The sequence below is a fragment of the Rubrivivax gelatinosus genome (genome assembly GCF_004340905.1).
Lineage (GTDB): Bacteria > Pseudomonadota > Gammaproteobacteria > Burkholderiales > Burkholderiaceae_C > Rubrivivax > Rubrivivax gelatinosus.
In genome coordinates this window covers 178,603-199,712 of sequence record NZ_SLXD01000005.1, presented here as the reverse complement: position 1 = coordinate 199,712, position 21,110 = coordinate 178,603, and the positions used below count along the sequence as shown (strand labels likewise).

Genomic DNA, 21,110 nt, shown 5'->3' with positions numbered 1-21,110 from the left:
GTAGTGTCATAGGTATCATTTGATGTCAGTTTTACACCTTTGGGGTCGGAATGTCGGTGCTCTCGCGTCTTCGCATCGGGGCCAGGATGGCTCTTGGCTTCGGCGTCGTCGTCGCCTTGATGCTGGTGGTGCTCGGCGCGGTGCTCGCGCTGATCGCACGAGCCGAGCGGTCCAGCGAGGAGCTGGTCGGCGTCCAGGCGGAGCGTCTGGCGCTGGCGCACGAGTGGCATCAGAACATCCAGGTCAACTCGCAGCGGGCGCTGGCCATCGGCCTGACGCGCGACGCCGGGCTGGAGCGGACCTTCGCCGAGCGCATGAAGGCCGTCACCGCGCGCACGAGCGAGATCCAGAAGCGATACACCGAACTTGAGACCACCGAGGGCGGGCGCGCCGGCCTCGAGGCGCTCGGCGGGGTGCGTCAGCGTTACCTCGACCAGCGCAAGGCGCTGCTGGCTGCAGGCGACGACAGCGCACGCGTCGCCGAGGAGGGCGCGCGTTTCCAGCAGGTCACGGCCGAGTACATCCAGGTGTCGGCGCAGATGCTGGCCTTCCAGCAGCAGCGCCAGCGCGAGATCTCGGCCCGGGCCGTCAGCGCGATGGAGGAGTTGCGCGCCACGGCAATCGTCGTGTCGATCGTCGCCATCGTCGCCGCGGTCGCGATGGGCTGGACGCTCACGCGCGGCATCACGCGGCCGCTGGCCACGCTGCAGGCGGCGGCACGGCGCATCGCCGACGGCGACCTGGCGCAGCCGCTCGCGCGTGCTGCCGGCGAGGCCGAGACCGACCGTCTGAGCGCGGAGATCGCCCACATGCAGCAGGCGCTGCGTTCGCTGGTCGGCCAGGTGCACGAGGTGGCCGAGTCGATCGAGGTCGCCAGCCGCGAGGTCGCCGCCGGCAACGCCGACCTGAGCGCGCGCACCGAGAGCACCGCCTCGAGCCTCGAGGCCACGGCCAGCACGATGCAGACGCTCACCGAGACGGTGCGTCAGACCGCCGAGTCGGCGCGCAACGCCGATGCGCTGGCGCGTTCAGCCGGCGACGTCGCGCGCAGCGGCGGCGGCGTCGTCGACCAGCTCGTGCGCTCGATGGCCGAGATCGAGCGCAGCAGCCGCCGCGTGGCCGAGATCATCGCGACGATCGACGGCATCGCCTTCCAGACCAACATCCTGGCGCTCAACGCGGCGGTCGAGGCCGCGCGTGCGGGCGAACAGGGGCGCGGCTTTGCCGTCGTCGCCGGCGAGGTGCGCCTGCTGGCGCAGCGCTCGGCCGAGGCCGCGCGCGAGATCAAGGCGCTGATCGACGATTCGGTCCGCGAGGTGGCGTCGGGCACACGCTGCGCCGGCGACGCCGGGCGATCGATGGCCGAGATCGTCGCCGCGGTGCAGCGTGTCGGCGAGGTCGTCGACGGGATCAGCGCGACGACGGCCGCGCAGAGCGAGGGCATCGGCGGCGTCAACGTCGCGGTCGTGCAGATCGAGCAGTCGACGCAGCAGAACGCGGCGCTGGTCGAGGAATCGACCGCCGCTGCCGCCAGCCTGCGCGAGCAGGCGCGCAAGCTGACGACGCTGGTCGGGGGCTTCCGTCTGGCCTGAAGCGGCCCCAGGCCTTACTTCGAGACCGGCGCGCCGAGTCCGGTGTCGACGTACCAGACGCCGTCGTTGACACCTTCCGGGTACTTGTCCGTCACCGGCACCATGCGGTTGTAGTAGATGAACGGGCCCTTGGCGGTGATGAAGTACTCCGGGTCCAGCCGCACGCGCGGCTTGGTCGTGTCGTTCGTCAGCATCTTGAAGTTCTGCTTCAGCGGGTCGATGCCGGTGATCGCCAGGTGCGTCGGGTAGGCCTTGTCCCAGAACTTGTTGGACGGGCTGACGACGGTGAAGATGTACGAGCGGCCGTTGTGCGTGAACACCTCGGGCGACCAGAAGAAGGGCAGCTGGGTCGGCGGCGTGATCGTCTTGGTCACCGTCCAGCGCTTGACGCCGTCGGTGCCGGCGACCTTGCGGTAGACGAGGATCTTGCGGCGGAAGTCCGCCATCGTGAAGAAGACGTACTCGTTGTTGTACTCGGGCGCCTTCCACATGAAGCCGCCGTACTTGCCGACCTTGTCGAAGGTGAGCTGCTCGACGGCGCCGCTGTCGGTGTCGTAGGTGAAGACCTGGTCGACGAGGCGCGGGTCGGTGGCGACGTGGCCCTGGAAGATGATCTTGCGCGTGCCCGGGACCCAGCGGCGGGAGTTGCCGCCGGTGAGATCCGAGATCGGCATCGTGACCTCGGTCGAGCTCTTGGACATCTTGCGCCAGAAGAGCGCGCTCTTGTCCGCGGCGATGTAGTTGATGCGCGGGTCGGTGTCGGTGTCGTCCTTGGACCCGTCGGGCGTCGCACGGCCGGCGGAGTTGGCCAGCACCGAGGGCGTCCAGCTGCCATTGAGCATCGTCGCCATGCCGATCTGCGCCGTGCTCTCGCTGTGCGTGGCGCCGCTCTTGTAGCGCGTGTAGACGATGCGCGAGCCCGAGGCACCGGACATCCACTCCGGGCCGTTGCCGAAGTCGACCACCGGCGCGGTCTCGGTGTCCACGAGCACGCCGTGGCCGTCGGGCGGGTAGAAGGCGCCGGTCTGGAAGTCGACCGTCGCGACCCAGAGCTTGCCGTCGGCGGCTGTGAACGCGAACAGCGAGTTGCTCTGGCCGCCATTGCAGCTCGCGCAGAGCTTGCCGTTGCGCGCCGAGTCGAACTCGAAGTCGGGAATCGCGGCCTTGGTCACCTGGACCTCGGGCAGGGTGGCGGCACGCGCCGCGGGCACGAAGGCCAGGCAGGCGACGCCCAGCGCTGCGGCGACGCCCGCCTGACGCGGACGGCGGGGAGAGCTTTTGTCGTTCATGGCGACTCCATTGGTTCGGATGATCCTAGCAAGCAAGCCCCGAACCGGTGATGGCGGGCTGCCCCTCGTTTCGCGGGGTCGGGATGTAAAGCCCGTCGGCCTCGTGCACCCCGTGTTCGTGTGCCGGCGCGCCGCCGAGCGTTGCCCGCGAATCGGGGGCTCGTTAAGGTCCAGTTACACGCATTCCGGTCCTCGGTTTGCTTGGCTTGTCCCACTGTCCGACTCTTCGCGAGGTTCCATGCCCTCATCCGTCCTGACCCGCGCGCTGCTGTGCTGGCGGCTGCCGCTCGCTGCCGCCGCGCTGGCCGCACTGTCCGCCAACGCGCCGGCCCAGACCTGGGCTCCGAACGAGACCCAGGCCTCGCCCGAGGCCGAGCTGATCGACTACGAGTTCAGCCAGTCGCGGGCCCAGATCGCCTGGAACGACACGCTGGGCAACCTGTGGGTCGCCGGCGTCGAGCGCGCCACCGGCAAGTTCGTCCCGGCCGACGGCCGCGGCATCGTCGTCGACGCCAACTCGATGACCTTCCAGGACGCTCAGAAGACCAAGAACGGCCCCGAATGGGTGCCGACGGCCACCGGCGAAGTGCTGGTGCACACCAAGTACAACGGCCGCCACACCGACGGCAACTCGCGCATCGGGCTGGCCTGGGACAACGGCGACGGCACCTGGACGAGCACTTTCCTGTCCGATGCGGTGCGCAAGGCACCGTACGGGAGCAACCTCGCCGGCGATCCTTCGCCGCGCATCAGCTACGTCGACAACCGCGAGGTCCACTACTGGGCCGAGCTGCTTGCGCCGTCGACCGAACGCCGCATCGAGGACTTCCCCGACTCCAACTACCCGGTGCGCCACGTGATCTGCTCGCGCCCGGACATCGCCGGCTCGCGCGCCGTCGTCTATCCGGTCACCGTCGACGGCGTCGACCAGGTCTTCTACCGCGACTTCGACAGCAACACCTCGCAGCAGCTGACCTTCGACGCGGGCCAGAAGTACGAGGTCTGGATGTGGTGCGCGCCCGAGTACGGCCACGAGCTGGTGTTCTTCACGCTCGTCGACCAGACCGAGCTGCGTGTCTACCGCAAGGTCTCGGGCAGCTGGAAGGCCGTCTACAGCCAGAGCGCGGTGCGCGGCAACAAGATCTACTCGCCCGAGCCCTTCACCTGGAACGGCAAGTCCTACATCTTCATGTCGCAGACGGTGCGGCCGAACAAGTTCCGCTCCGAGGTCTGGGTCTCCAACATCGACGCCACGGCGCCGGTCTTCAAGCGCATCACGCCGACCGAGCCGCTGCGCACGCGCACCGACCCCGAGGTCTTCATCACCGATGCCGGCCCGCGCGTCTACTACAACCGCCTGGTGCCCGACGTCTCCGACAGCGGCCGCTACAAGACCTGCCGCAAGCCCGAGTGCTCCGACGGCGTCTGGTTCGCCGACCCCGGGCTCTGAACTCAAGGCCGGCCGCCGCGCCGGCCTGACACGAAGCCGGCGCCCGCGTGGACGCCGGCTTCGTCGTTTCAGGGTGTCGGCACCCGGTACAGCATCAGGCGCTGCACGCCCGACACGTCGTACTGCTGCAGCACCGGCATCGTGCCGGCGGCGGCTGCCGGCAGCTCGATGCGCGCGGTGTTGTAGTTGATGCCGGGCACCGCGGGCACCATGGCCAGCTCGTAGGTCGGGTCCCAGGCGAGGCCGAGCGCGTCACCCGTCTCGAAGGTGCCCTTGCCGCGCTGCACCGTGTAGCCGACGACCGGGTTGCCGTTGAACAGGCCCATCTGGGCATAGGCGACCTTGCGTGTGTCGTCGACCAGGCGCGGCCCGTCCCAGGACTGCGTCTGCGGGTCACGGCGAAAGTGCAGGATGTCGTAGTTGTCCACCGTGACCAGGTGCACCCCGCCGGCGGCGTCGGTGACCACGTTGAAGTGGCTCGCGTACGGGTCGGCCAGCGAACTCTCGACGGTGCCCACGTGGACGGTCTCGGTGCTCCAGGGCGCCCCCGGGGCATCGCCGTCGAGCCGGCGCGAGAAGTAGGTCACCTCGCGCACCGTCCACACCATGCCGACGCCCCCGGGAATGGCCGCCGGGCGCGCGCTGCGTTCGACGGCGCGGTTGTCGGTCGGGCCGAAGACGAGGCCGGGGTCGGTCCAGCCGCCGCCGGCCGGGCGGTGCACGACACGCAGGTTGCCCTGGTTGGACAGCTTGGTGCGCGCCAGGAACCCGACCCACAGCCCGCCCTGCGCGTCGACCGCGATCGCCGGGTTCTGCGCCGAGATGCGGTTGCTCGCGAACGCGGCCTGCGCGCCCGAGGAGGCCCAGCCGGCCGCCGCGTCGTAGTGCAGCAGCTCGTGCACCACGCTGCCGGCGGCCGTGTGATAGACGACGTGCGCGTCCTCGCCCTGCAGCTGAACGTCGGCGGTGGACTTGTCGTCGGTGTCGGCGAACGCGTGGGCCAGCTGCCAGGCGACACCGTCACGGCTGCTGTAGAGCGCCAGCCCGCCGGGCTCGTAGCTGCCGCGGTTCATCACCAGGTGCATCGCGCCGTCGGGCGTGAGCCACATGTGCTGCTGGTGGCGGTACGAGATCATGCGTTCGTTGTCGCTCGCGAGATCGGTCTCGACCGCACGCAGCGGCGTGCCCGCCCAGGCGGGCAGCAGGAAGGCCGCCGAGGCGGCCAGTGCCGCGGCGGCGAGCCGGAAGCGGGTGCGGCAGCGCTGCCGCGCCGTGGCATTGGGCATGGTTTCCTCCGAGGGCCGGTTGTGACGCGCGGGCCGAGTCCAGCGGCGCGACCGGGACGGGCGCGAGCATTCTCCGGGCCGTGTTCCGGCCCCGGCTCCCCCCGGATCCCGGGATCGGCGCGTTCCGGCGGCTTTGGCGGCATCGGACTTGCACACGAGGCTCTCGTGTCGCGTCTGTTAAGCCATTTGGTGCAATGCAATGCACTGTCAACGCCCGTCACGCGAAGCCGCGCCGAGTCGGGCCGTGCGATTGTTCGCGCACGCCCTGAGTGCGGCCCCCTCGGGTGGGTGACGCGAGCCCTGCCACGCCCGGTACGCACGCGTTCTCGTGATAACTTCAGTACGAAATTGGTGCACGGGAAGAAGAGGTCGGAGCGCGACCCCGCCGGACCGGGGTTACCAAGCCTCACGATGCTCTCAGTTTCCAACCGCTTCCCGTTTCTTCACCTTTGTTCACGCGCCTGCCGCGTGGGCACCTCTTCGGTGACGCATCGCACGATGCGTGACGCCGCCCCGGCCCTCGTCGGCCTCGGTTTGTCCCGCCCCTGAGATGAGCCTCTTCCAGACCTTCGTCCTCACCCCGGCCGGACACGATGACGTGTCGCTGGCGATCGCGGCCTGCCGCGCCGGCGCCGTCGGCGTCGTCAACCACGAGCTCGACGCCGACCCGGCGCGCTGGGCCCCGGCGCTCGCCGCCGTGGCCGCGGCCACCGACGGCGGCCACGCGCTGAAGCTGCCGGCGCTGGCCGACGGCGACGCCGAGCGCCTGGTCGCCGCGCGTGCCGCGGGCCTGGCCTGGCTGCTGATCGATGCCGCCGCGGTGCCGGCCGCACGCGACACGCTGGCCGCGCTGCGCGCCGCCGGCCTGCGTGTGATGGCCGAGCTGACGACGCCGGACTGGCCGGCCGGGCCGCTGGACACCGACGTCGACGCGCTGCTGCTCAAGGGCAACGAGGCCGGTGGCTTCGTCGGCGAGGACGCCAGCTTCATCCTGCTGCAGAAGTGGCGCGGCCGCACGGCGCTGCCGCTGCACGTGCGCGGCGGCCTGACGCCGGCCGTCGCCGCGGGCTGCGCCGCGCTGGGTGTGGCCGGCGGCGCGCTCGACTCGCAGGTCCTGCTGCTCGACGAGGCGCGCCTGGGCGAAGCCGGCCAGGCGGTCATCGCCGGCCTGTCGGGCAACGAGACCGTGGCCGTCGGCGACGGCGAGCACGGCGAGTACTTCCGCATCCTGAGCCGCCCGGGCCACGCCGTGGCCAAGGCGCTGATCACCGAGGGCGACGGCTGCGGCGTTGCCGCGCTGCGTGCCAAGGTCGCCGGTCGCATCAACTGGGACGACCCGCGCGCCGGCCTGCTGCCGGTGGGCCACGACGTCTGCTTCGCAGCCGACTGGCGCAAGCGTTACGGCCACCTGGCCGCGGTGCTGAAGGCCTTCGACGGTGCGGTCGCGACCCAGCTCGCGCTGGTCGCGGCCCAGCCGCCGGTTGCCGAAGGCGCGCCGCTGGCCCAGGCGCTGGGCCTGCGTTTCCCGATCGTGCAGGGCCCGATGACGCGCGTCTCCGACGTCGCCGACTTCGCCCAGGCCGTGGCCGACGGCGGCGGCCTGCCGATGGTCGCCTTCGCGCTGCTCAAGGGTGCGCCGCTGGACAAGCTGCTCGCGCGCACCCAGCAGCTGCTGGGCGGCAAGCCCTGGGGCATCGGCCTGCTGGGCTTCGCGCCGCAGGCGCTGCTCGACGAGCAGCTCGCGCTGGCCACGCAGTACAAGCCGGCCTACGCGCTGATCGCCGGCGGCCGGCCCGACCAGGCCGTCAAGCTCGAGGCCTCGGGCGTGCCGACCTTCCTGCACGTGCCCTCGGCCAACCTGATCCCGCTGTTCGTCCAGGAAGGCGCGCGGCGTTTCATCTTCGAGGGCCGCGAGTGCGGCGGCCACATCGGCCCGCTGTCGAGCTTCGTGCTCTGGTCGACGATGGTCGACCGAATCGCCGACGAGATCGACGCGCGCCGCGTCGCGCCGGCCGAGCTGCAGCTGCTGTTCGCCGGCGGCATCCACGACGCCGCCTCGTCGGCCTTCGTGCAGGTGCTGGCCGCGCCGCTGGTCGCGCGCGGCGTCAAGGTCGGCGTGCTGATGGGCAGCGCCTACCTGTTCACCGAGGAGATCGTCGCCTCGGGTGCGGTGGTGGCCAAGTTCCAGCAGGAGGTCATCGCCTGCCGCCACACCGTCAGCCTCGAGTCCGGCCCCGGCCACGCCAGCCGCTGCGGCTACACGCCGTTCGCGCAGGAGTTCTTCAAGAAGCGCGCCGAGCTGCGCGAGCAGAAGGTGGCCGGCGAAGAGAGCCGCCGCGTGCTCGACGACCTGATCATGGGCCGGCTGCGCATCGCCTCCAAGGGCACGACGCGCATCGGCGAGGAAGGCAAGCTGACGACGCTGGACGAACACCAGCAGTACGCCGACGGCATGTACATGCTCGGCCAGGTGGCGACGCTGCGCGACGGCGTCACGACCGTCGCCTCGCTGCACGACGACGTGACGGCCGGCGCCGCCGCGCTGCTCGCCGCTGCGGCCGACGCGCGCCAGGCCGCGCCGGTGGCCGCCACCGGCCCGGTCGACATCGCCATCGTCGGCCTGGCCACGCTGCTGCCCAAGGCCGACTCGCTGGCCGCCTACTGGGACAACATCCTGGCCAAGGTCGACGCGATCACCGAGATCCCGCCGCACCGCTGGGACTGGCGCCTGTACTACGACAGCGACCGCCACGCGCCGGACAAGATCTATTCGAAGTGGGGCGGCTTCATCGACGACCTGGTCTTCGACCCGACACGCTACGGCATGCCGCCGAAGTCGATCGAGGCCGTCGACCCGATGCAGCTGATGGCGCTGGAAGTCGCGCGCCGCACGCTCGCCGACGCCGGCTACGACCGCAAGCCCTTCGACCGCGAACGCGCCTCGGTGATCGTCGGCGCCAGCGGCGGCACCGGCGACGTCGGCTCGCAGTACGGCCTGCGCTCGGAGCTGCCGCGTTTCTCGGGCCAGCTGCCGGCCGAGGTCGCCGAACGCCTGCCCGAGTGGACCGAGGATTCCTTCGCCGGCATCCTGCTGAACGTCATCGCCGGGCGCATCGCCAACCGGCTGAACTTCGGCGGCGTCAACTTCACGACCGACGCCGCCTGCGCCTCGTCGCTGGCCGCGGTCTACCAGGGCGTCACCGAACTGGCCGCCGGGCGCAGCGACATCGTCATCGCCGGCGGCGTCGACACCGTGCAGGGCCCGTTCGGCTACCTGTGTTTCAGCAAGACGCAGGCGCTGTCGCCGCGCGGCCGCTGCAACACCTTCGACGCCTCGGGCGACGGCATCGTCATCAGCGAAGGCATCGCGATGGTGGCCTTGAAGCGCCTGGCCGACGCCGAGCGCGACGGCGACCGCATCTACGCCGTCATCAAGGGTGTCGGCGGCTCCAGCGACGGCAACGCCAAGGGCCTGACCGCGCCGTTGCCCGCGGGCCAGCTGCGTGCGATGCGCCGCGCCTACCAGATGGCCGGCTTCGGCCCGTCCACCGTCGGCCTGTTCGAGGCGCACGGCACCGGCACCGTCGCCGGCGACACCGCGGAGCTGGAAAGCACGACGCGGCTGATGCTGGAGGAGGGCGCGCGCGCCCACGGCGCCGTCGTCGGCTCGGTGAAGACGATGATCGGCCACACCAAGGCCACCGCCGGCGTCGCCGGCCTGGTCAAGGCCGCGCTGGCGCTGCACCACAAGGTGCTGCCGCCGCACCTGGGCGTGAGCGATCCGAACCCGACGCTCAAGCGTGCCGACACGCCGCTGCACGTCATCGGCGACGCGCTGCCCTGGCTGCCCGGCGAGCAGCCGCGGCGTGCCGCCTGCAGCGCCTTCGGCTTCGGCGGCACCAACTTCCACGTCGTGATGGAGGAGTACCAGCGCGAGTACCGGCCCTGGCTGCGCAGCGCCACCGCGCGGCGCTGGCCGGCCGAGCTGCTGCTGTTCTCGGCCGACAGCCGCGAGGCGCTGGTCTCGCGCCTGACGGCGCTGCACGCCGAGCTGGCGGCCACGCCGGTCGAGCTGCGCGACCTGGCCGCCAGCCTGGCGCGCCGCTGGCAGGGCGGCGCCGCCGAGCGCCTGGCGCTGGTCGCGCGCAGCCCCGAGGAACTGGCGACCAAACTCGCCGCGGCGGCAGCTTTCCTGCGCGGCGAGGCCAAGGCCGCACCGCCGGGGGTGTTCCACCGCGCCGGCGCGCCGCTCGGCGGCAAGGTCGCGGTGCTGTTCCCGGGCCAGGGCTCGCAGTACACCGGCATGGGCCGCGAAGCGGCGCTGTACCTGCCGCCAGTGGCCGACGCGCTGGCCGACGCCGAGACCGCGCTGCGGGTGCCGTTCAAGCAGCGTTTCGGCAAGACGCTGGGCGAGTTCCTGTTCCCGCGTGCGGCCTACGACGACGCCGCCCAGGAGGCCGCGCGCCGTGCGCTGACCAGCACCGACGTCGCCCAGCCCGCGCTCGGCGCGCTGGAGGTCGGCCTGTGGCGGCTGCTGCAGGCGCTGGGTTTCCAGGCCGACATGGCCGCCGGCCACAGCTACGGCGAGTTCGTCGCCCAGCATGCCGCCGGCGCGATCGACTTCGGTGCGCTGATGGCGCTGTCGGCGGCACGCGGGCGTTTCATCGTCGACGCCGCCCAGGATGCCGGCGCCGAGCTCGGCACGATGGCCGCGGTGCCGGCCGAGCGCGGTGTCGTCGAGCAGCTGATCGCCGACCTGCCCGACGTCATCGTCGCCAACCACAACGCGCCGCTGCAGAGCATCGTCTCGGGCACGCGTGCCGGCGTCGAGGCGGCTGTGGCCAAGTGCGCCGCCGCCGGCATCGAGGCGCAGGCCATCCCGGTGGCCGCGGCCTTCCACTCGGTGCTGGTCAAGCCGGCGCAGGGGCCGCTGTCGGCGCTGATCGACGCCACGCCCTGGCAGCCGACGGCGATCCCCGTCTACGCCAACGCCACCGCGCGGCCGCACCCGGCCGAGCCGGCGCGCAGCCGCCAGCTGATGGCCGAGCACCTGGTCAAGCCGGTCGAGTTCGTCGCCCAGGTGCGCCAGATGCACGACGACGGCGCCCGCCTGTTCGTCGAGGTGGGCCCGAAGGCGGTGCTGTCGCGCCTGGTCGGCCGCATCCTGCAGGAACAGCCGCACGTGGCCGTCGCGCTGGACGACGGCAGCGGCCTGGCCGGGCTGCTGGCCGGCATCGGCCAGCTGCTGGTGGCCGGCGCCGCGCTCGACGTCGAGCCGCTGTTCGCCGGCCGCGACTGCCGCGTCGGCGACCCCGAACGGCTGGCCTCGATCGACCGTCGCGAGACGCCGGCGCGCACCGCCTGGGTCATCAACGGTGCCGGCGTGCGCCGCCTCGCCGACCCGGTCAAGCCGGTCGGCGTGACGCTGGAGCAGGCCCAGGCCGCGCTGGCGGCGCCGCCCGCGGCCGCTGCGGCCGCCCCGCAGGCTGCCCCGCAGCTCGCCCCGAACCCCGCGGCCGCCCCGGCGGCCGTCCCGCAAGTCATGCCCGCGGCCGCACCAGTGCGCTCCGCAACCCCGATCACGTCCCAGTTTTCCCGGAGGGTCCGAACGATGGATGAACGACGACCAATGCCCGCCACGGCCGACGCCGCCGTGCTGGCCGAGTACTTCGAGACGATGCGCCAGTTCCTGGAGTCGCAGGAACGCGTGATGGCCGCCTTCCTCGGCCAGCAGCCGGCCGCGCCGGCGCGTGCGCTGCGCGCCCGCCCGATGCCGACGATGGTGTTGCCGCGGGTCGCCGAGGCCGTGCCCGTGGCGCCCGTCGTCGCGTCGGCGCCGGTCGTGCCGGCGGCCCCCGTGGCTCCGGTCGCACCGGTCGTGCCGCCGGCCCCGGTGGTCGCCGCGGCCCCGGTCGCGCCGGTGGCACCCGCCGCCCCCGTCGCCGCCCCCGCCCCGGTGGCCGCGGCCGCCCCGGCTGCCGCGCTGTCGCGCGACAAGCTCGCCGAGATGCTGCTCGCGATCGTCGAGGAGAAGACCGGCTACCCGAAGGACATGGTCGGCCTGGACCAGAACCTCGAGTCCGACCTCGGCATCGACAGCATCAAGCGCATCGAGGTCGTCGGCGCGATGCTGCAGGCGCTGCCCGAAGGCTGGCGCGCCGCGCTGGTCGACCGCCGCAGCAAGCTGAACACGCAGCCGACGCTCAACGGCATGCTCGACCTGATCGGCTCGGCCAAGGAAGGGGCGGCCGTCCCTTTTGAACGTGCCGAGGCGGGCACCCCGGTGGCCGGCGCCGTCGTCGCCGGCCATGCCCCGTCTCGGCATCTGATCGAACCGACACCCGAAGCCCTGCCCGGGACGGCCGCGCGCCGTCTCGCCGCCGGGCGCTACCTGATCGTGCCCGACCGCGGCACGCTCGCCGACGGCCTGGCCACGCGCCTGGCCGAACGCGGCGCCACGGTCGAGCGCCTGGACCCGGCGCTGCTCGCCGACGAGGCGGCGCTGGTCGCCTGGTGCGCCACGCACCGCGTCGCGCCCGTCGCCGGGCTGGTCTTCCTGAGCCCGGTCGACGCGCCGCAACCCGGTGCCGACGCCGGCCCCGACGACTGGCGCGCGGCGCTCGCCGCCGGCGACCAGGCGCTGTTCGTGCTGCTGCGTGAACTGAGCGCCGCCTTCGTGCCCGAGGCCCATGTGCTCGCCGCCAGCACGCTGGGCGGCCTGTTCGGCCGCGGCCGCGCGCCCGAGGCGCTGCCGCTGGCCGGCGGCGCGCCCGGCCTGCTGAAGTCGCTGCGCGAGGAGCGGCCGACGCTGCGTGTCAAGGCCGTCGACCTCGACCCGACGCAGACCGCGCTGGCCCACGCCCAGGCGCTGTTCGACGAGCTCGAGCTCGACGGCGGCCGCCAGGAAGTCGGCTACCCCGGCGGCCAGCGCACCGTGTTCCGCAGCGTTGTGGCCGAGCTGCCGGCCGACGCGCCGCGTGTCGCGCTGCAAGGCGTCGTCGTGCTCGCCACCGGCGGTGCACGCGGCATCACCGCCGAGGTGCTGCGCGAGCTGGCACGGCCCGGCAACACGCTGGTGCTGACCGGCCGCAGCACGCTGCCCGAGGCCGAACCCGCCGAGCTGGCGGCGCTGGCCGACGCCGCGGCGCTGCGCACCCACTTCATCGCCGAGGTGCGCCGCGGCGCGCTGGCGATGAAGCCGGGCGAGATCAACCGCCATGTGCAGGCCTTGCTGGGCCTGCGCGAGATGCGCGCCAACATCGCCGACTTTCGCGCCAGCGGCGCCGCCGTCGAGTACCACGCGGTGGACGTCACCGACGAGGGCTCGATGCGCGCGCTGCTCGACGGCGTCTACGCCCGCCACGGCCGCCTCGACGGCGTCGTGCACGGCGCCGGCGTCATCGAGGACAAGCTGATCGCCGACAAGAGCACGGCGAGCTGGCGCCGCGTCGTCGACACCAAGGTCGTCGGCCTGCTGCTGCTGCAGAAGTGGCTGCGTCCGCAGAGCCTGAAGTTCCTCACCGTCTTCAGCTCGGTCGCCGGGCGCTACGGCAACAGCGGGCAGGGCGACTACGCCACCGCCAACGAGCTGATGAACCGCATCTGCGAGCACCTGCGCGGGCGCTGGGACGGCCGTGTCGCCGTCAGCGCGCTGTGCTGGGGCCCGTGGGGCCCGACGAAGTTCGGCGCCGGCATGGTGACCGAAGAGACCGAGGCCAAGTTCGCTGCCAAGGGCGTGACGCTGGTCAGCGCGGCCGTGGGGCGCAAGCTCTTCGCCGACGAGATCTCGCGCCCGGCCGGCGGCCCGGTCGAGGTGGTCTGCGGCGCCGGCCCCTGGGAGCGCCACGAAGCCGAGATCGGCGCCTGGCGCGAACGGGCGCCCGAGCCCGAAGGCCCCGAGCTCGGCGCGCTGCTGGGCGCCGCGCGTGTGCTCGACGCCGGCCGCGGCGAGCAGGTCGTCGCGCTGCGCCTGGACGTGGCGCGCCACCTCTATCTGCAGGAACACGTCATCGACGCGACGCCGGTGCTGCCGGCGGCCGCCGCGCTGGAGATCACCGCCGAGGCCGCGGCCACGCTGTGGCCGGGCTGGAAGGTCGTCGAGGTGCGCGAGTTCCGGCTGATGAAGGGCGTCGAGCTGAAGGAGCCGGCGCGTGCGCTGCGGGTGCTGGTCAGCCCGCCGCCCTACGGCAGCAGCGAAGGCTTCGAGGTCGTCGCGGCGCTGCAGAGCGAACTGGCCGCCGGCCGCTTCATCACCCACTACAAGGGCGTGGTGCGGCTGGAGCAGCAGCTGCCGGCCGGTGAACGCATCGTGCCGCGCCCGCACCGCGAGAAGAGCCTGACCGTCGAACGCGCCTACGGCGAGTGGCTGTTCCACGGCCCGCGCTTCCAGGTCATCGAACGTTTCGACGGCCTGTCGCAGCAGGGTGCCGGCACGGCGGTGCGCTCCACGCACCCGTCGAGCTGGCTGCGCGGCACGCCGGCCGACGCGCCGGGCTGGGTCTTCGACCCGGCGCTGCTGGACGCCGCGGCGCAGATGGCCTGGCTGTGGGCACGCGCCTTCCGCGACGAATCGGCGCTGCCGGCGAAGTTCGGCCGCGTCGTGCGCTACGCCGAACGTTTCCCCGAACGGCTGCGCATGGAGTACGAACGCATCCCGACCGACGACCCGACGCTGATCCGCGCCAACGTGGTGTTCAGCGACGAACGTGGTGAGCCCGTGATGCTGATCGAGGAACTGGAGAGCATCGCCAGCGCCGCGCTGAACCGCCTGGGCGGCAGCGCGCGCACGGCGATCGACGCATGAGCCGAAACCCGCCCAACACCGCGCCCGAGCCGATCGCGCTGATCGGCATGGCCTGCATCTTCCCGGACGCGCCGGACCTGCAGGCCTTCTGGAACAACATCCTCGACGGCGTCGACGCGGTCGGCGACCCGGTGGAGAACTGGGACGCCGAGCGCTACCTGGCCGACGGCCGCATCAAGACGCCGCGCGGCGGCTGGCTGAAGGACCTGTACCGCTTCGACCCGCGGGAGTTCGGGATCATGCCGAACTCGATGGACGGCGGCGAACCCGACCAGTACCTGGCGCTGCGCGTGGCGCGCGACGCACTCGCCGACGCCGGCTACCTCGGCCACGACGCCGACCACCGCGACACCGGCATCATCCTCGGCCACAGCACCTACCTGCACCGCGGCCAGGTCACCGTCATCCAGCACAACATCGTGCTCGACCAGACGATGGCGCTGCTGAAGGCCGCGCTGCCCGGGCTGGACGCCGCCGGCGAGGCCGAGCTGCGCCGCGCGCTGCTGGCCAAGCTGCCGCCGCACTGCGCCGACACCGCGCCGGGCCTGGTGCCCAACGTGATGACCGGGCGCATCGCCAACCGGCTCAACCTGAAGGGCCCGAACTACCTCGTCGACGCCGCCTGCTCGTCGTCGCTGCTGGCGGTGAGCGCCGCGGTCGACGAACTGCGCGCCGGCCGCAGCCGCATGATGATCGCCGGTGGCGTCAACGCCTCGCTGCCCGCCGACGTCTCGACGATCTTCACCCAGCTCGGCGCCTTGAGCGCGCGCGGCCGCGTGCGCCCCTTCGAGGCCGGCAGCGACGGCACGCTGCTCGGCGAAGGCCTGGGCATGGTCGTGCTCAAGCGCCTGTCCGACGCGCTGGCCGACGGCGACCGCATCTACGCCGTGCTGCGCGGCATCGGCCAGGCCAGCGACGGCCGCGGCACCGGCCTGCTGGCGCCCAGCGTCGACGGCGAGACGCTGTCGATCCGCCGCGCCTACGAACACAGCGGCGTCGACCCGGCGACCGTCGGCCTGATCGAGGCCCACGGCACCGGCATCCCGCTGGGCGACAAGACCGAGATCAACGCGCTCGCCAACGTCTTCGGCCCGCGCCGCGGTGCCGGCGGCAGCATCGCGATCGGCTCGGTCAAGTCGATGATCAGCCACTGCATCCCGGCCGCCGGCGTCGCCGGGCTGATCAAGACCGCGCTGGCGCTGCACCACCGCGTGCTGCCGCCGACGCTGTGCGAGCAGGTCAACCCCGAGCTCGGCCTCGAACGCACGCCGCTGTTCGTCAACACCGAGCCCATGCCCTGGATCGCGCCGCTGGGCCAGCCGCGCCGCGCCGGCGTCGACAGCTTCGGCTTCGGCGGCATCAACACCCACGCCATCGTCGAGCAGGCGCCGGCGTCCGCCGCGCGGCCGCCGCTGCTGGCGCGCTGGCCGTTCGAGCTCTGCGTGCTGTCGGCGCCCGACGCCACGGCGCTGGCCGCCGCCGTCGAGACGCTGGTCGCCGCACTGGCGCGTGAACCGCGCTGGACGCTGGCCGAGATCGCCGCCGCGCTGGCCGCCGCCGACCGCGGCGGCGAGGCCCGCCTGGCGATCGTCGCCAAGAGCCGCGAGGCGCTGGCCAAGGGCCTGGCGCAGGCGCTGCCCAAGCTGCGCAGCGCCGGCGACAAGGCGTTCGCGACCCGCGCCGGCGTCTTCTATTCGCCGCGCCCGCTGGACGGCAAGCTGGCCTTCCTGTTCCCCGGCGAAGGCTCGCAGTACCTGGGCATGTTCGCCGACCTGGCGCAGTGCTTCGACGAGGTGCGCGACTGGCTGGACTTCTGGCGCGGCCTGTACGACGACGCGCCGGGCGACACCCGCACCGACATCGTCTACCCGCCGGCCACCGAGCTGACGCCCGAGCGCCGCAAGCAGCTCGAGGCGCGGCTGCACGACATGGACGTCGGCAGCGAGGCGGTGATGATCGGCGGCCAGGCGATGTACTCGCTGCTGCGTGCGCTGGGCGTCGAGCCCGACGTGATGCTGGGCCACAGCTCGGGCGAGTCGTCGGCGCTGGCCGCCAGCGGCGCGCTGCCCACCGAGGACCGCACCCGCCTGGCCGATTTCATCCGCGACCTGAACGCCGTCTACGCCCAGGTGCTGGCCGAAGGCAGGATCCCGACCGGCGCGCTGCTGGCCGTCGGCGCGCTGCCCTCGGCGATGGTGCACGAGACGGTGGCCGCCACCGGGCTGGCGATCGACGTCGCGATGGACAACTGCGCCAACCAGCTGGTGCTGTACGGCACGCGCGAGGCGATCGACACCGTGCAGGCGCGGCTCACCGCGATCGGCGCGATCTGCATGCCGCTGCCTTTCGACCGCGGCTATCACACGCCGTCCTTCGGCGCGATGAGCGCGGCCTTCGCCGAGCACTACAAGGCGATCAAGCTGGGCGCGCCGCGGGTGCCGCTGTACTCCTGCGCGTCGGCCGGGCTGTTCCCGGCGTCGCCGGCGGCGGTGCGCAAGCTGGCCGGGGCGCAGTGGTCGCAGACCGTGCGTTTCCGCGAGACGGTGCAGGCCATGGTCGCCGACGGCGTGCGCGCCTTCGTCGAGGTCGGCCCCTCGGGCAACCTGACGGCCTTCGTCGACGACATCCTGGCCGACCAGCCGCACCTGGCGCTGGCCTCCAACCAGCGCCGCAAGCACGGCCTGGAGCAGCTGCTGGCGACGCTGGCCCAGCTCTGGGTGCACGGCCGGCCGATGTCGCTGCAGGCGCTGTACGCCCGCCGCCGCGTCGCCGTCGTCGACCTGACGGCGCCGGCGCCGGTGCCGCGCGAACGGCCGATGCTCGACAACACGATGCCGGTGCTGCGCCTGACCGACGCCGACCGCGCGCTGCTGCAGCGCATCGGTGCCGCCGGCGCGCCGGTCGTCGAGGTGAAGGTCCCGGTGCCCGCCGAACCAGTGGCCGCGGTGGCCGCCGAACCCGAAGCCGGGCCCGACGACGGCGAGGCCGCCGCACGCGCCGCGGTGATGGCCGACTACTTCGCGACGATGCGCGCCTTCCTGGCGCAGCAGCAGTCGCTGCTCGAAGCCTGGCAACCGGGCGCGGCCGAGCCGCAGCCGGCGGCCGAAGACCCGCTGGCCTGGGCGCCGTTCCTCGACGAACTGGTCGAGGCCTCGCCCGAGCGCCTGGTCGCGCGCTGCCACCTCGCCGTGCACCGCGACGCCTTCCTGCGTGATCACGTGCTGTCGGGCCGCGGTTCGGACACCGACCCCGATCTCTTCGGCCTGGCCTGCGTGCCGCTGATGGCCAGCCTGGAGATCCTCGCCGAGGCTGCCGCGGCGCTGGCCGGCACGGCCGACTTCGCCAGCATCGAGCAGGTGCGCGCCTTCGACTGGATCGCGCTCGACGACGAGGCGCAGGCGCTGGACGTCGTCGCCGAGCCGGTGGCCGGCGAGACCGGGCTCTGGCGCGCGACGCTGTCGCAGCGGGGTGCGCCGGCCGTGACGGCGCTGTTCCGGCTCGCCGACACGCCGCGCCTGGCGCCGCTGCCGGCGCTGGCCGCGCCGCGAGCCGCACGCTGGGACGGCCAGGCGATCTACGACGTCGGCATGTTCCACGGGCCGATCTTCCAGAGCCTGGCGCACGTGCGCGGCTGGGACGAGAGCGGCATCGACTGCGAACTGAGCGACTGCAGCCTGGCCGGCTTCTTCGACGGCGAGACGACGCCGTCCATGGTGCTGAACCCGGTGCTGATGGACGCGATGGGCCAGCTCGCCGCCTGCTGGGTGGCCGAGCACGTCGGCACCGACTTCAACTGCTTCCCGTCGACGATCGAGCGCATCGAGCTGCTCGGCCGGCAACCGGCCGCCGAGGCCGGCCTGCTGCTGCGCGGCCGCCAGCGCGCGGTCGACGCCTCGCAGGCCGGCGACATCGCCGCCGCGCGGCGCTGGCAGTTCGAGGCCTGCGGCGCCGACGGCCGGCCGCTGGTGCGCGTGGACGGCCTGGTCAACGTCTTCTTCCACGTCCCGCACCGCTTCTACCAGGTGCGCCGCGACCCGCTGGGCGGCTGGCTCGGCGAGCCGCTGGCGCCGGTGGGCGCCGCGCGGCTGTGGCAGCTGGAAAGCCTGCCCGAGGCCTTCTGCGCCCAGTCCAACGCGATCTTCCTGCGCATGCTGGCGCACGCCACGCTGGCCTGGGAGGAGCGTGAAGCCTGGCGTGCGCTGCCCGACAACCTGCGCCAGCGTCGCCAGTGGCTGCACGGCCGCCTGGCGCTGAAGGAGCTGGTGCGCCACTGGCTGCACGAAAGCACCGGCCAGCTCGTCTACCCGTCGGACGTGGTCGTCGGCCACGACGAACGCGGCGCGCCCTTCGTCGACGGCTGGTGGACGCAGAGCCTGGCGGCGGCACCCGCGGTCTCGCTGACGCACGGCACGCGCTGGAATGTCGCAGCGCTGCGCGACGATGGTGCGCCGGTGGGCGTCGATGCCGAGGAGATCGGCCGCGTGCAGCGCCCGGACCTGCTCGAAGCCGCGTTCACGCCGGCTGAACGGGCCTGGCTGGCGGCGCAGCCGGCCCCCGCGCGCGACGACGCGCTGCTGCGCGTGTGGTGTGCCAAGGAAGCGGCGGCAAAATTTCTCGGAACCGGCCTGCAAGGCGCGCCCGAGGCCTTCGCGGTGGCCTTCGAATCGGGGGTCGCGAGCCGGGCCGTGGTCACCTCCGGTGATATCATGGTCCCAGTTTTGCTTGAACGTGTTGGGAATTCGGTGATTGCACTCGCCGAATATCAAGAAAAGGTATCAGGATAAGGGCATGAGCAGTCTGCTGAAGGCGACCGCCGAGGCCACCGTGATTGCGGTGATCGAGGATCTGATTCAAGACTGGGGGCTCGAGCTAGACGGCGGCGTCGGCCCCTCGACGTTACTCGTGGCGAATCTCGAATTCGCCTCCGTCGACATCATCCAGCTCTGCGTCGCGCTCGAGGAAGCCTATTCCCGGAAACTCGGTTTCCAGAATCTCCTGATGCGCGATGGCAGTTATGTCGGCGATTTGTCCGTGAGCCAGATCGCCGCCTTCATCGAAACCCGTATCGCCGCAGGCGGGGGAACCGCGACGTGACCGTCAAGACGCTTTTCATCGGGATGGACGGGGCCACCTTCACCGTCCTCGACCAGCTCACCACGGCCGCCGACGGCGCGCCGGTGATGCCTTTCCTGGGCAGCCTGTTCAAGCGCGGCACGCGCTCCAAGCTGCGCTCCACGCCCAACCCGCTGACGCCCCCGGCCTGGGTGTCGCTGATGACCGGGCGCAGCCCCGGCCACCACGGCGTGTTCGACTTCATCCGTGCCGAGGAGCGCGGCGAGGACGTGTTCTTCACGCTCTACGACTCGCGCGACTGCCGCGTCGAGACGATCTGGTCGATCGCCAGCCGGCAGGGCAAGAAGGTCGCGGCGCTGAACTTCCCGTTCACGGCGCCGCCGCCGAAGGACCTCAACGGTTTCATGGTCCCGGGTTTCGTGCCCTGGCGCCACCTGCGCCGCAACACGACGCCGGCGGACCTGTACGACCGCCTGAAGGCGATTCCGGAGTTCAGCGCGCAGGAACTCGCCTGGGACTTCGAGCAGGAAAAGCAGGCGATGGAAAGCCTGTCGGACCACGACCGCGAGAACTGGGTGCGCTACCACCTGCCGCGCGAGAAGCAGTGGTTCCGCATCGCCGAATACCTGATGCGCGAGGAAGCGCCGGACCTGATGGCGGTGATGTTCGACGGGGTCGACAAGCTGCAGCACCAGGCCTGGCAGTACCTCGACCCGGCGCTGCAGAGCCCGGAGGACGGCGAATACCACCTGCGCATGCGTGCGCTGTGCCTGGACTACTTCCGCCAGCTCGACAGCTTCATCGAGGCCCTGGTCACCGCCGCCGGCCCCGAGGTGCAGGTCTTCATGGCCTCGGACCACGGCTTCACCGCGACGACCGAGGTCGTGCGCATCAACACCTACCTCGGCGAGAAGGGCTGGCTGGCGTGGAAGCCGGTGCCCGACACCGAGGAGGGCCGCCGGCGCGAGGACAGCATGTTCGCCTACCTCGACTGGAGCAAGACGGTGGCCTACTGCCGCACGCCGTCGAGCAACGGCATCAATATCCGCGTCGCGCGCGAGCCCGGCCAGCCCGGCATCCCGCTGGCCGAGTACGAAGCCACGCGTGAACGCCTGATCCGCGACCTGGAAGACTTCCGCGACCCGGAGACCGGCGAGCGCATCGTCACCGAGATCCACAAGCGCGAGGACGTCTTCCCGGGCTCGGCGATGGGTGACGCGCCCGACCTGCAGCTCGTGCTGCGCGACTTCGGCTTCGTGTCGATCAAGAACAAGCTGCCGGTCGTCGAGAAGCGCCCCGAAGCCGCCGGCACCCACCACCCCGACGGCGTGTTCATCGCCTGCGGCCCCGGCATCTCCGAAGGCAAGCAGATCGGCCGGCGCCGCATCATGGACGTCGGCGCCACGCTGCTCTACAGCCTGGGCCTGCCGGTGCCCAGCGACTTCGAGGGCCAGGTGCCCGAGGCGATGTTCACCGCGGCGCACAAGGAGGCGCATCCGGTGCTCATCGGCGCGCCGACCACCGGCGCCAAGCGCGGCGACGGCGACGCGATGGCCGACGACGAGAAGGCGCAGATCATGGCCCAGCTGCAGCTGCTGGGCTACATGGAGTAGACGC

General features: G+C 72.2%; 8 protein-coding genes. 6 read left to right on the top strand and 2 right to left on the bottom strand.

The window, feature by feature from the left end; all coding sequences use genetic code 11:
- The first annotated feature begins 86 nt into the window (after window positions 1-86).
- The gene (locus EV684_RS09810; RefSeq protein WP_132646660.1) at window positions 87-1,592 is read left to right on the top strand and encodes a methyl-accepting chemotaxis protein; all 1,506 of its coding nucleotides are present in this window, start codon (window positions 87-89) and stop codon (window positions 1,590-1,592) included.
- A gap of 14 nt (window positions 1,593-1,606) precedes the next feature.
- On the opposite strand, the gene EV684_RS09805 is transcribed toward EV684_RS09810, so the two are convergent.
- Window positions 1,607-2,881, bottom strand: a complete 1,275-nt coding sequence (locus EV684_RS09805; protein ID WP_132646658.1) for a TolB-like translocation protein — start codon at window positions 2,879-2,881, stop codon at window positions 1,607-1,609.
- 238 nt (window positions 2,882-3,119) lie between these two features.
- Between EV684_RS09805 and EV684_RS09800 the strand changes: the two genes are divergently transcribed.
- Entirely contained in the window at window positions 3,120-4,331 is a 1,212-nt protein-coding gene (locus EV684_RS09800; protein ID WP_132646656.1) for a hypothetical protein, read from the top strand.
- 68 nt (window positions 4,332-4,399) lie between these two features.
- On the opposite strand, the gene EV684_RS09795 is transcribed toward EV684_RS09800, so the two are convergent.
- Window positions 4,400-5,617 carry a hypothetical protein gene (locus tag EV684_RS09795; RefSeq protein ID WP_132646654.1) on the bottom strand — a complete coding sequence of 406 codons (1,218 nt, stop codon included), beginning with the start codon at window positions 5,615-5,617 and terminating at the stop codon, window positions 4,400-4,402.
- Between the two features lie 550 nt (window positions 5,618-6,167).
- Between EV684_RS09795 and EV684_RS09790 the strand changes: the two genes are divergently transcribed.
- From EV684_RS09790 to EV684_RS09775, 4 genes are read left to right on the top strand one after another with little or no spacing between them, the layout of a single operon-like run.
- Window positions 6,168-14,420 (top strand): type I polyketide synthase, encoded by an 8,253-nt coding sequence (locus EV684_RS09790; RefSeq protein WP_132646652.1) that lies wholly within the window; start codon window positions 6,168-6,170, stop codon window positions 14,418-14,420.
- Entirely contained in the window at window positions 14,417-19,204 is a 4,788-nt protein-coding gene (locus tag EV684_RS09785; RefSeq protein ID WP_132646650.1) for a type I polyketide synthase, read from the top strand. The genes EV684_RS09790 and EV684_RS09785 overlap by 4 nt, the downstream gene beginning before the upstream one ends.
- Before the next feature lie 4 nt (window positions 19,205-19,208).
- The gene (locus EV684_RS09780; RefSeq protein WP_132646648.1) at window positions 19,209-19,514 is read left to right on the top strand and encodes an acyl carrier protein; all 306 of its coding nucleotides are present in this window, start codon (window positions 19,209-19,211) and stop codon (window positions 19,512-19,514) included.
- Window positions 19,511-21,106, top strand: coding sequence for an alkaline phosphatase family protein (locus tag EV684_RS09775; RefSeq protein WP_132646646.1), 1,596 nt, complete (start codon window positions 19,511-19,513; stop codon window positions 21,104-21,106). Before EV684_RS09780 ends, EV684_RS09775 begins: the two co-directional genes overlap by 4 nt.
- The last annotated feature ends 4 nt before the right edge of the window (window positions 21,107-21,110 follow it).

Excerpts from the sequence above, each read along its gene's own strand:
- EV684_RS09810 (WP_132646660.1), top strand. The coding sequence starts at position 87 with ATGGCTCTTGGCTTCGGCGTCGTCGTCGCCTTGATGCTGGTGGTGCTC.
- EV684_RS09805 (WP_132646658.1), bottom strand. The coding sequence starts at position 2,881 with ATGAACGACAAAAGCTCTCCCCGCCGTCCGCGTCAGGCGGGCGTCGCC.
- EV684_RS09800 (WP_132646656.1), top strand. The coding sequence starts at position 3,120 with ATGCCCTCATCCGTCCTGACCCGCGCGCTGCTGTGCTGGCGGCTGCCG.
- EV684_RS09795 (WP_132646654.1), bottom strand. The coding sequence starts at position 5,617 with ATGCCCAATGCCACGGCGCGGCAGCGCTGCCGCACCCGCTTCCGGCTC.
- EV684_RS09790 (WP_132646652.1), top strand. The coding sequence starts at position 6,168 with ATGAGCCTCTTCCAGACCTTCGTCCTCACCCCGGCCGGACACGATGAC.
- EV684_RS09785 (WP_132646650.1), top strand. The coding sequence starts at position 14,417 with ATGAGCCGAAACCCGCCCAACACCGCGCCCGAGCCGATCGCGCTGATC.
- EV684_RS09780 (WP_132646648.1), top strand. The coding sequence starts at position 19,209 with ATGAGCAGTCTGCTGAAGGCGACCGCCGAGGCCACCGTGATTGCGGTG.